Genomic DNA, 10,964 nt, shown 5'->3' with positions numbered 1-10,964 from the left:
TGCGGACCCCTCTCGCGGGTGCCGTGGGGGACGGTGGCGCCGCGCCGCCCGCGGGCCGCCGTGGGCGGCCGAACGTCGAGGGGATGTCCGCATCGTACGCGGGCCGGACGCGTCCGGGTCACGCTGCCGCGCCGAACCGCCGCCTCCGCCCGGAGGTGGGTCGGTGAGGATCGGGATCCTGTCGTACCACTTCCCGCCCGAGCCGGCGTTCATCCCGGGCAGTCTCGCCGAGGAACTCGCGGTGCGGGGGCACGAGGTGAAGGTGCTGACCGGCTTTCCCGACTATCCGGGCGGCCACGTCTACCCGGGCTGGCGGCAGCGCTGGCGGCACGAGACCCGCAGCGAGCGGCTGACGGTCCGGCGGGTCCCGCGCTACTCGGCGGGCGACGCGTCGGTACGCGGCCGGATGGCCGGTCACCTGTCGTTCGCCGGCAGCGTGACGCTGACCGGGCGGTCGTTCCTGGCCGACGTCGACGCCCTCTACGTCCATCTGCCGCCGGCGAACGCCTTCGCCGCCGCGGGCCTGCTGCGGATGCTGGGCGGGGTCCCGGCGGTCGTGCACGTGCAGGACGTCTGGGCGCAGGACGGGCCCTCGGGGGCCGACAACGGGCGGTGGGCCGGGCGGATCGCCGCCGCGATGGCGCGTGCCTACCGGGCCGCCGACGGCATCGCGGTCGCGGCGCCGTCGCTGCGCGACCGGGTCGTGGCGGCGGGCGCGGACCCGACCCGGGTGCGGACGGTGCTCAACTGGACCGACGAGCGGATCTTCCAGCCGGTCCGGCCCAGCGCCGCGGCCAGCAGGCTGGTGCGTCGCGACGGACGCTGCGTCGTGATGCACGCGGGCACCATCGGCGCCCGGCAGGGACTGGAGACGGCGGTACGGGCGGCGGCGGCACTCGACCGCACGGTGGACCTCGTCCTGGTGGGCTCGGGCGCGCACGAGCGGCGGGTGCGGGGGCTCGCCGCCGACCTGCGCGCCGAGAACGTGCGCTTCGTCGAGCGACGGGCTCCACCGGACATGCCGCAGTTGTACGCGGCCGCCGACTACCAGCTCGTCATGCTGCGGGACCTGCCCGAGCTGCGCAGCACCCTGCCGGCGAAGCTGCAGGCGGCGTTCTCCTGCGCCGCGCCGGTGGTGGCCTCCGCCGGCGGCGACACCGCCGAGGTGGTGGAGCGGGCCCGCGCGGGGCTCTCCTGCCCGCCGGAGGACTGGGCGAGCCTGGCCGACCGGTTCTGGCTGGCCGCCACCATCCCGTCCGCCGCCAGGGCCGACATGGGCCGGCGCGGCCGGGAGGCGTACCTGCGGCAGATGTCGATGCCGGCGGGCGTGGACCGGATCGAACGGCTGCTGCACGAGGCGGTCGCCGGCCGCACCGGCCTCCGTGCGCGGTGAGCGGGCCTCGCGTACCGGTCGATCGCGTCATCTCTGGGTCAAAACGATCGTTAGCAGTGAGGAACGGCAGCGGAACGGGGTCCGCCGGCCGTTCTCAGGAAGGACGTGTGTTGTGACGGAGAACGCGAGACCGCGTCGACGGCGTGGGCGTTCCCGCCGCCGGCGGCAGGTGCGCCGGGCCCTGCTCGCCACGCTCGTGGTGGGTTCGCTGCTGCTGCTGACCGGCGGCTGGGTGGGCTTCCGGGGCTGGCAGGCCCGCGCCCACCTGCTCAATGCGGCCGGCCTGGCCCGGGAGTTGAGCGCCCAGGTGCTCGGCGGCGACACCGCCAGGGCGCAGCGCACCCTCGCGGCGCTGCAGGAGCAGTCCGGCAGCGCCCGGGCGGCCACCGGCGATCCCGGCTGGTGGGTCGGTCGGCGCACCCCGTACGCGGGGGACAACCTGGCGGCGGTCAGGCAGATCTCGGTGGCCGTCGACGACCTGGCACGGCAGGCGTTCCCGCCGCTGCTGCGCGCCGACCTGACGAGCCTGGTGCCGGCGGGCGGGCGGTTGGACGTGGGTCGGCTACGGGCCCTGTCGTCGGAGCTGACCACGGTGAACTCGGCGGTGCAGGGCGCCCGCGACAGCCTCGCGACGGTACCGACCGACGGCCTGGTCGCGCAGGTGCGGCAGGCGCTCGCCGACCTGCGTGGCGAGATGGACCGGCTGGCCGGGCTGACCGCCGCCGCGGACCAGGCCAGCCGGGTGCTCCCGCCGCTGCTGGGCGCCGACGGCCGCCGTGCCTACCTGGTGGTCTCCCAGAACCCCGCCGAGCTGCGCGCCACCGGCGGCATGATCGGCGCGTACGCCGTCATCCACGCCGCCGACGGTCGGGTCCGGATGGGGAAGCAGGGCACCAGCAGCGCGCTCGGCCGGTTCCTGCCGCCGCTGAAGGTGCCCGCCGAGGTGCGCGGCCTCTGGGCCGACCTGCCCGGGATCTATCCGGCCGACGTCAACCTCACCCCGCACTTCCCGACCGCCGCCGCCCTCTACCGGGAGATGTTCCGGCGGCGTACGGGCACCACGGTCGACGGCGTGCTCGCCGTCGACCCGGTGGTGCTGTCGTACCTGCTCAAGGCCACCGGGCCCGTGATGGTGCCCGGCGGTGTCCCGCTGGCGGCCGAGAAGGTCGTGCAGACGGTGCTCAGCGACAGCTACCAGCGGATGGACAACGAGAAGCAGGACGCCTTCTTCGCCGCCTCCGCCGCCGCCGTGTTCGACGCGCTGGTCACGAAGAATGTGGACCCGAAGGCGTTATTGTCCTCATTTGACCGTGCTATCACCGAACGCCGGATATTGTTCTGGAGTGCCCGACCCGAGGAGCAACGGACGATCGGCGACAGCCGGATGGCCGGGGCGCTTCCCGAGAAGGACACCGTGCCCACGGTCGGCGTGTTCCTCAACGACGGCAGCGGCGCGAAGCTCGGCTACTACCTCCGGCCGTCGGCGACCCTCACGGTCGGCGAGTGCCGGTCCGACGGCCGCCGGGAGATCCGACTCCGGGTCACGCTGCGCTCTGCGGCGCCGAAGTCGGGTCTCAGCGAGTCGGTTCTCGGCCTCGGTCTGGCCGGTGACCCGTACACCGTCCGCACGTTGGTGTCGGTGCACAGCCCGGCCGGTGGGGCGGTGCTCGCCGCCCGCCTGGACGGCGTCGAGACGGCGGTGGGCAGCGGCACCGAACGGCGCCGCCAGGTGGCCACGACCAACGTCGAGGTCCGCCCCGGAGACTCCCGCACCCTGGAGGTCACCGTGCTGACGGCGACCACCCAGGTCGGTACGGCCGAGCTCTGGTTGACCCCCACCGCCACCCCATGGACCACCCAAGTTGTTTCCGCACCAAGCTGTGATCAGTAGGAGGGAACCAATCATGCGGCTATCCCGCATCATCATGGCGCTCACGGTCGGTCTGGCCGTGCTGGCCGCGCCGACCGCAGCGGGGGCGGCGCAGCCGCAGCCGGCGCCCGGCACCGGAACGCCACAGCCACCGGTCTACCCGCCCGGCCCCGCGACGCTCACGGTGAGCCCGCCGACCGTCGTGGTCGGCCAGACCGCCACCCTGATCGGCAGCGGCTGGACGCCGGGCGAGACGGTCATCATCACCGTCAGCACGTCGCCGCTCGCGGCCGCCGTACCGGGCGCAGAGCAGGCGCGCCGCAGCAACGGCGAGACGGTCGCCATGGCGCCGGTCTCGTTCCAGCGGGCGCCCCAGCCCAGCCCCAGCACCATCGTGGTCACGGCGGACGCCGCCGGCAACTTCCGTACCACCTACACGCCGCGCCACCCCGGCCGGTACACCTTCCGGGCCGTCGGTCAGACGTCCGGTCAGGTGGCGACCGCGACGCTGACCGTGCTCAAGAAGCACGCGCCGGCGCTGCCCGTCACGGGTGACAGCCTGAGCACCCCGATGAAGTTCGGCGGGGGCCTCGTCGGCGCCGGCGCGGTGCTCCTGCTGCTGTCGCTGGTCTGGCGCAAGCGCCACCGCCTCGGGATGGGCACCGCGCGCTGACGGTGCGACTCCCTCCGGGCAGTGCCCGGACACCGCGAACGGGCTGGCGCCCGTCGGACACCCTCCGGCGGGCGCCAGCCCCTGCGCGTGCCAGCCCGCCGGCGGGCCACGAAGGCCCCACCCGGGCCGTCGCGGCGTGACCGGTGCCGCTGGTCGCCCGGGCGCCTGTGCCACCGAGCGTCCCGGGCCTCCTCGGGCGACCGGCGGAGGCATGGCACCATGGCCATGTCCTCCGCCGGGTGGCCGGGGCACGACATCGATGGAGTCGGGATGACAGGACTGGCCGGCGCGCCGGTGCCGGGGCTGGCGCCACTGTGGACGCACGACCCGGTCACCGCCGGCCCGTACCGGCTGGTCGGCCGGCTCGGCGCGGGCGGCCAGGGAGTGGTCTACCTGGGCGAGGACGACCAGGGCCACCAGGTGGCGGTCAAGATGATCAACATCGATCTCAGCGACCTCCGGGCGCGGTCGCAGTTCATGAAGGAGATCGCCGCGGCGCGCCGCGTCGTTCCGTTCTGCACCGCGCAGGTGCTCTTCGCCGAGGTGGACGGCGAACGGCCCTACGTGGTCAGCGAGTTCATCGAGGGGCCCACGCTCTACCGGCACGTCCGCGAGCACGGCCCGGTCACGGGCAACGCGCTGCACCGCCTCGCCGTCGGCACCGCCACCGCGCTCGCCGCGATCCACCGTTCCGACGTGGTGCACTGCGACCTGAAGCCCGACAACGTGGTGCTCGGCCGGGACGGCCCCCGGGTGATCGACTTCGGCATCGCCCGCGCCCTGGGCGTCACCGAGACGGTCACCAGCCGGGTGATGGGCACCACCGCCTACATGGCCCCGGAGCGGTTCCGCAACGACGCGGTCGGGCCACCCTGCGACGTCTTCGCCTGGGCCGCCACCATCGCCTTCGCCGCCGGGGGCCGACCGCCGTTCGGCAACGACTCGCTCTTCGCGGTGATGCACCGGGTGCTCAACGAGCCTCCCGACCTGCCTGCGCTGCCACCGGGCCTCGACGAGCTGATCCGGCAGTGCCTGGCCAAGGACCCGGCGCAGCGGCCGGAGGCCGAGCAGGTGCTGATGCGGCTGCTCGGGCAGGACGTCGGGGCCGCCGGCCCGCTGCGCCGCGAGACCGTGCTCCAGTTGGGCAACGAGACCGCCGGCGCGCCGACGCCCGACCGGCCGTTGCCGTTGCCCCGTCCCGCGTCCGGCGCGTCGGCACCCGCGGTCGGTCCGGAATGGACGCCGCCGTCGGGGGAGCGCGCGACGCCGCCGAACCCGTCCGCGGTCTCCGCGACCGGTGAGGCCCCCGCGCCGTCCGAACCCCGGGACGACGGCTGGGGGCGGCGGCTGCGCCGTGAGGCGGTCGACGCCGGGGGCATCTCGACCGCGATCTTCCTCGGCTCGGTCGGTGCCGCCGCCGGATACGTCGCGTCGAGCGCGGTGGACGCGGCCGCGGCGACCGGGGCGAGCACCTTCGTCGTGGTCTACACGGTACGGCTGCTGGTCGCGACGGCGCTCGGCGGCGGGTCCGACCGCACCTGACCGAGGGGTGCCGGGTGCGGCACCGCCGGTGGCACCGTCCCGATAGGTTCACTGCCACCAGTCGACCGCCGAGGAGGACTCCTGATGGCCCCAGCCCCGTCGCGTACGCGCCAGTGGTTGCCGTACACCGCCGCCGTCACCGCGGGGCTGCTGGTCATCGCCGGGGCGTTCGTGCTCGTACAGCAGCGTGACGCGGGCACCGCGCGGCCCCGGGCCGACTGCGCCGTACGCCTGGACGTCAACTCCTCGACCGAGAAGGCGGCGCTGCTGGTCGAGCTGGCGGAGCGGTACAACGACAGCGACCGGACGCTCGAGGGCGGCGGCTGCGCCCGGGTGCACGTCAGCGCCCTGAACTCGGGCAAGGCCGCCGAGACGCTGGCCGCCGGCTGGAGCGGCACCGGGCTGCCGCAGCCGCAGGTCTGGCTGCCGACGTCGAGCCTCTGGACCGGTCAGCTCCGGTTGCTCGACGAGGCCGCCGGACGGGCTCCGCAGACCCCGGGCCCCTACCCGTCGATCGCCAACAGCCCGCTGGTCATCGCGATGCCGCAACCCAAGGGCGAGCTGGTACGCCAGCGCGGGCCGTTGGGCTGGGGCGAGATCCTCGGTCTCTCCGGGCGGCAGGGCTGGGCGGGCTTCGGCCGGCCGGAGTGGGGCCGATTCACCTTCGGCAAGGACAACCCGAACCTCTCCACCTCGGGACTGGCGGCGACCATCGCCACCTACTACGCCGCCGCGAACCGCGCCAGCGACCTGACGAAGTCGGACCTGGCGGATCCGACGGTGACCCGGTTCGTCCGGCAGATCGAGGCCAACGTGTCGCACTACAGTGACGACTCGGTGGAGCTGCTGCGCGACCTCGCCGAGGCCGACCTGGCCGGCACGGGCGCCCGCGCCGGCGACATGAGCGCCATCGTCCTGCAGGAGGAGCTGGTCCACCTCTACAACGAGGGGGGACTGAGCCCACGGCAGGAGGGCCAGGATCGGGGTGCCCGGCCGAAGGTGCCGCTGGTCGCCGTACACCCGAAGGAGGGCACCTTCAACCTGGACCACCCGTTCGTGGTGCTCCCCTCTGCCGGCGAACGGCAGCGCGCGGCGGCGGACGACTTCCTGAAGTTCCTGACCGCCGACCCCCAGCAGGCGAGCTTCGCCCGTCTCGGCTTCCGCGACCACGAGCGCCGGGCCTCGGCGGAGCTGCTCGCCAGCGTCGGCGCCGAGCCCGCGGGTGGGCTGACCTACTTCGCGCCGCCGAACCCGACGGTGGTCGAGGCCATGCTGGACGGCTGGAGCACGCTGCGCAAGAAGGCCAACATCCTGATCGCGCTGGACACCTCCGGTTCGATGGAGGAACCGATCGGTGACAGCACCCGCTTCCAGGCCGCCTCGTCGGCGGCGGCCAAGGGGCTCGCGCTGCTCAACTCCGAGGACCGGGTCGGGCTCTGGTCGTTCTCCTCGGAGACCAGGAAGCGGCCCGAAGGCCCGTACCGGGAGGAGGTCCGGCTCGGCGACTTCGACCAGAAGCGCATCACCAGTCGGATCGCCGGGCTGCACGTCGCGGGCGACACCGCGCTCTACGCGACGGTCCGGGCCGCGCACAAGCAGGTGCTCGAGCGGTACGACCCGCAACGGATCAACGCCGTCGTCGTGCTGACCGACGGCAAGAACGAGTATCCCCGGGACAACGACCTGGCCCGGCTGCTCGCCGACGTCGCCCTGGACCCGCAGCGCCCGGTGAAGGTCTTCTGCATCGCCTTCGACCGGGATTCCGACTTCGCCACGCTGGACAAGATCGCCAAGGCGTCCTCGGGCAAGGCGTTCGACGCCACCGACCCCGCCACGATCGACGAGGCGTTCGTGAAGCTGGTCAGCAGCTTCTGAGCCGCCGGCGGGGCCGACGGGCGGGGAGACGCGCGTCGCCCCCCGGTCGGCGCCGCCGGCGCTGTTGCGGGTGACCGCTCGCGCCGTCAGATCAGGCCGTGGGCCAGCATCGCCTCCGCCACCCGGCGGAACCCGTCGATGTTGGCCCCGGCCACGTAGTCGCCGGGCAGCCCGAACTCCTCGGCGGTGCTCCAGCAGCGGTCGTGGATGTTGCGCATGATGTCGCGCAGCCGCTGCTCCGACTCGGCGAACGTCCACGAGTCCCGGCTGGCGTTCTGCTGCATCTCCAACGCGCTGACCGCCACCCCGCCGGCGTTGGCCGCCTTGCCCGGCGCGAAGCGCACCCCGGCCCGGCCGAGGATGCGTACGGCCTCCGGCGTGGTGGGCATGTTCGCGCCCTCCACCACCGCGACGCAGCCGCCGGCCACGAGCGCCGCGGCCTCCGCGCCGCCGATCTCGTTCTGCGTCGCGCACGGCAGCGCCAGGTCGCAGGGCACCTCCCAGACGGTACGGTCGGCGACCGCCACGGCGTGCGGCACGTGCCGGGCGTAGTCGTCGAGGCGGGCCCGGCGCTGTTCCTTCAGCTCCCGCAGCAGGTCCAGGTCGATGCCCTTGTCGTCCAGGACGTAGCCGGAGGAGTCGGAGCAGGCGATGACCTTCCCGCCGAGCTGGTGCACCTTCTCGATGGCGTAGATCGCCACGTTGCCGGAGCCGGAGACCACCACCCGCTTGCCGTCCAGGCTGTCCCCGGCCTGCCGGAGCATCTCGTCGGCGAAGAAGACCGCCCCGTAGCCGGTCGCCTCCCGGCGCACCTGCGCGCCCCCGTACGCCAGCCCCTTGCCGGTGAGCACGCCCGACTCGTACCGGTTGGTGATCCGCTTGTACTGGCCGAACAGGTAGCCGATCTCCCGGGCGCCCACGCCGATGTCCCCGGCCGGCACGTCGGTCTCCGCGCCGATGTGCCGGTACAGCTCGGTCATGAAGCTCTGGCAGAAGCGCATCACCTCCCGGTCCGAACGCCCCTTCGGGTCGAAGTCCGCGCCGCCCTTGCCGCCGCCGATCGACAGCCCGGTCAACGCGTTCTTGAAGATCTGCTCGAAGCCGAGGAACTTCACGATCCCGAGGTAGACCGACGGGTGGAAGCGCAGCCCGCCCTTGAACGGGCCGAGCGCGCTGTTGAACTCCACCCGGAAGCCCCGGTTGACCTGGATCCGGCCGCGGTCGTCCTCCCACGGCACCCGGAAGATGACCTGCCGCTCCGGCTCGCAGATCCGCTCGATGATCCGCGCCTCGGCGTACTCGGGGTGTCGGGCCAGCGCCGGGCCGATGCTCTCCAGCACCTCGCGTACCGCCTGGTGGAACTCCGGCTCACCCGGATTGCGGGCGACCACGCTGGTGAACACCGTCTCCACGGTCTCCGGCATACGACACGTCCCTTCGCTTGCGCTGGTAGTCCCTGTTGCTACCACCCGGACCCGGTTACCCGCCAACCGTCCCGCGATACGGACCGTGACCCTGGATCGGGCTGCTCGGACAGAATCCACGCAAAAGGGGGTCACGCACCGCCGCGAGGACGTGGTGGCGGAGCTGGCGGACGTGGCGTCGGGCCGGACCCGCACCCGAAACCGCGAGCGGCCACCCGCGCTGCGCGAGCGGCGGCGAACCGCCTGCCCTCGGGACGCTGATACCTGAGCGGCATAAAGATGCCTGTGTGGTATCAGGACGAGGGGACCGTACTGCCGGCCGACGAGATGCGGCGCGGCCGGTCACGGTTGGTGGACAGACCGTGGGCGGGTCTCTCTCCTCCCGAAATCCCGCACCTCGTCGACGGCGGGCGAGTCACAGGCCGTGGCGCCGGGCGGCCACCGCCCGTTGCGTCTCCTCGGCGACGAGGTCGGCGTTGATCTGGGCCGCGGCGAACACTCCGGCCGCCGCGGCGGCGCCGACCTGGGCCGCCGGGTCGGTGACGTTGCCCGCCACCCACACGCCGGGCACGTCGGTGCGGCCGGTCGGGTCGGCGGGGACGTGCTCGCCGACCCCCGCCGGGTGTTCCGCGGGCCGCAGCCCGAGGGCAGCGAGGAAACCCGCGCGCGCCACCATCCGCGACGAGACGGCCAGCGCGTCGCGGCCGACGACCGTGCCGTCGCCCAGCCGTACGCCCACGAGGCGGTCCTCGACGACCTCCAGGGACGCGACCTCGCCGTCCACCACGCGGATGTCCCGGGCCGCCAGCTGCTCCGCCTGCTCGGCGGAGAGCGCCCCGGTGTGCCGGAAGTACGTGACGTCGGCGCTCAACTGCCGGAACAGCAGCGCCTGGTGCACCGACATCGGCCCGCTGGCCAGCACGCCGATGGCCCGGTCGCGGACCTCCCAGCCGTGGCAGTACGGGCAGTGCAGCACGTCCCTGCCCCACCGCTCCCGCAGTCCCGGGACGTCCGGCAGCTCGTCCACCAGCCCGGTGGCCACCAGCAGCCGCCGCGCACGGACCTTCCGGCCGTCGTCCAGCGTCACCGTGAAGCCGCCGTCGTCCCGGAACACCGCCTCGACCTCGCCGGTCACCAGCCGCCCGCCGTAGCCGCGTACCTCCGCCCGGCCGCGCTCCAGCAGCTCGGCCGGCCGGATCCCCTCGCGGGCCAGCAGCCCGTGCACCCCCTCGGCGGGGGCGTTGCGCGGGGCGCCCGCGTCGAGCACCACCACCGACCGCCGTGCCCGGGCCAGCGTCAGCGCCCCGCTCAGCCCTGCGGCGCCACCTCCGATCACCATCACGTCGTAGCTACTGTCCAGCCGATCGGTCACCGTGACCACCTCCCGCGACCACGATGCGGCTGCGGTCGTCATGGTGGCAAACGTTGTTGCCATAGTGGCAAGATGGCGCCATGGACGACGACCTCGACCACACGCTCGGCGCCGTCGGGCCCCGGCTGCGGGCGCTGCGCCGGCAGCGGGAGACCACCCTCGCCGACCTGTCGGCGGCCACCGGCATCTCGGTGAGCACGCTCTCCCGGCTGGAGTCCGGTGCCCGCCGGCCGACCCTGGAGCTGCTGCTCCCGCTGGCCAGGGCGCACGGCGTCACGCTCGACGAACTCGTCGACGCCCCGTCCACGGGCGACCCGCGTATCCATCTGCGCCCGGTCACCCGCCACGGGATGACCATGCTGCCCCTGACCCGCCGGCCCGGCGGCATCCAGGCCTACAAGCTCGTGATCCCGGGCAGCGGTCGCCGGGCGGAACCGGACCCGCAGACCCACGAGGGCTACGAGTGGCTCTACGTGCTCAACGGGCGGCTGCGGGTCGTCCTCGGCGACCAGGACCTCGTGCTCACGCCGGGGGAGGCGGCGGAGTTCGACACCCGCGTACCGCACTGGTTCGGGTCGGCCGACGCCGAGCCGGTCGAGTTCCTCAGCCTCTTCGGCAGGCAGGGCGAACGCGCCCACCTGCGCGCCCGCCCCAGGACCCCACCCCCACCCCCACCCTCCTCGACCCGGTGATCATGAGGTTGGCGGCACCAGCGGAGGTCGAAATCGCCGCTAACCTCATGATCGACCCGGGCGGGCGGGCGGGGGAGCGGGCGGCGGGCGAGTGGGGGAGCGGGAAGGATGGGTGGGTGGGGA

The 10,964-nt window shown here is 73.8% G+C and carries 8 protein-coding genes; 6 read left to right on the top strand and 2 right to left on the bottom strand.

Annotated elements, in window-relative coordinates; translation table 11 throughout:
• The first annotated feature begins 163 nt into the window (after positions 1 to 163).
• The 5 genes from V6U77_RS27150 to V6U77_RS27130 all read left to right on the top strand — a co-directional run bounded on the left by V6U77_RS27150 (position 164) and on the right by V6U77_RS27130 (position 7,353).
• On the top strand, positions 164 to 1,393 hold the full coding sequence (locus V6U77_RS27150) for a glycosyltransferase family 4 protein (protein ID WP_334609581.1): 1,230 nt from the start codon (positions 164 to 166) through the stop codon (positions 1,391 to 1,393).
• Positions 1,394 to 1,505: 112 nt separating this feature from the next.
• Positions 1,506 to 3,284 (top strand): DUF4012 domain-containing protein, encoded by a 1,779-nt coding sequence (locus V6U77_RS27145; RefSeq protein ID WP_334609580.1) that lies wholly within the window; start codon positions 1,506 to 1,508, stop codon positions 3,282 to 3,284.
• 13 nt (positions 3,285 to 3,297) lie between these two features.
• Positions 3,298 to 3,936, top strand: a complete 639-nt coding sequence (locus tag V6U77_RS27140) for a hypothetical protein (protein ID WP_334609579.1) — start codon at positions 3,298 to 3,300, stop codon at positions 3,934 to 3,936.
• Positions 3,937 to 4,206: 270 nt separating this feature from the next.
• Positions 4,207 to 5,478, top strand: coding sequence for a protein kinase domain-containing protein (locus tag V6U77_RS27135; protein ID WP_334609578.1), 1,272 nt, complete (start codon positions 4,207 to 4,209; stop codon positions 5,476 to 5,478).
• Positions 5,479 to 5,562: 84 nt separating this feature from the next.
• The gene (locus V6U77_RS27130) at positions 5,563 to 7,353 is read left to right on the top strand and encodes a substrate-binding and vWA domain-containing protein (protein ID WP_334609577.1); all 1,791 of its coding nucleotides are present in this window, start codon (positions 5,563 to 5,565) and stop codon (positions 7,351 to 7,353) included.
• A gap of 86 nt (positions 7,354 to 7,439) precedes the next feature.
• Here the strand turns inward: V6U77_RS27130 and gdhA are convergent, their stop codons facing one another.
• Complete coding sequence (gene gdhA / locus V6U77_RS27125; protein WP_334609576.1) at positions 7,440 to 8,777, bottom strand: NADP-specific glutamate dehydrogenase; 1,338 nt, start codon at positions 8,775 to 8,777, stop codon at positions 7,440 to 7,442.
• A gap of 415 nt (positions 8,778 to 9,192) precedes the next feature.
• Positions 9,193 to 10,149, bottom strand: coding sequence for an NAD(P)/FAD-dependent oxidoreductase (locus tag V6U77_RS27120; RefSeq protein WP_334609575.1), 957 nt, complete (start codon positions 10,147 to 10,149; stop codon positions 9,193 to 9,195).
• Positions 10,150 to 10,229: 80 nt separating this feature from the next.
• Between V6U77_RS27120 and V6U77_RS27115 the strand changes: the two genes are divergently transcribed.
• Positions 10,230 to 10,841, top strand: a complete 612-nt coding sequence (locus tag V6U77_RS27115) for a helix-turn-helix domain-containing protein (protein WP_334609574.1) — start codon at positions 10,230 to 10,232, stop codon at positions 10,839 to 10,841.
• Positions 10,842 to 10,964: the final 123 nt, after the last annotated feature.

This window comes from Micromonospora sp. CPCC 205546 (assembly GCF_036902715.1).
In the GTDB taxonomy this organism is placed as follows: Bacteria; Actinomycetota; Actinomycetes; order Mycobacteriales; family Micromonosporaceae; genus Micromonospora.
The sequence above is the reverse complement of the archived record's forward strand: the minus strand, read 5'-3'. Positions and strand labels throughout refer to the sequence as shown.

Excerpts from the sequence above, each read along its gene's own strand:
- V6U77_RS27135 (WP_334609578.1), top strand. The coding sequence starts at position 4,207 with ATGACAGGACTGGCCGGCGCGCCGGTGCCGGGGCTGGCGCCACTGTGG.
- V6U77_RS27115 (WP_334609574.1), top strand. The coding sequence starts at position 10,230 with ATGGACGACGACCTCGACCACACGCTCGGCGCCGTCGGGCCCCGGCTG.
- V6U77_RS27130 (WP_334609577.1), top strand. The coding sequence starts at position 5,563 with ATGGCCCCAGCCCCGTCGCGTACGCGCCAGTGGTTGCCGTACACCGCC.
- gdhA (WP_334609576.1), bottom strand. The coding sequence starts at position 8,777 with ATGCCGGAGACCGTGGAGACGGTGTTCACCAGCGTGGTCGCCCGCAAT.
- V6U77_RS27140 (WP_334609579.1), top strand. The coding sequence starts at position 3,298 with ATGCGGCTATCCCGCATCATCATGGCGCTCACGGTCGGTCTGGCCGTG.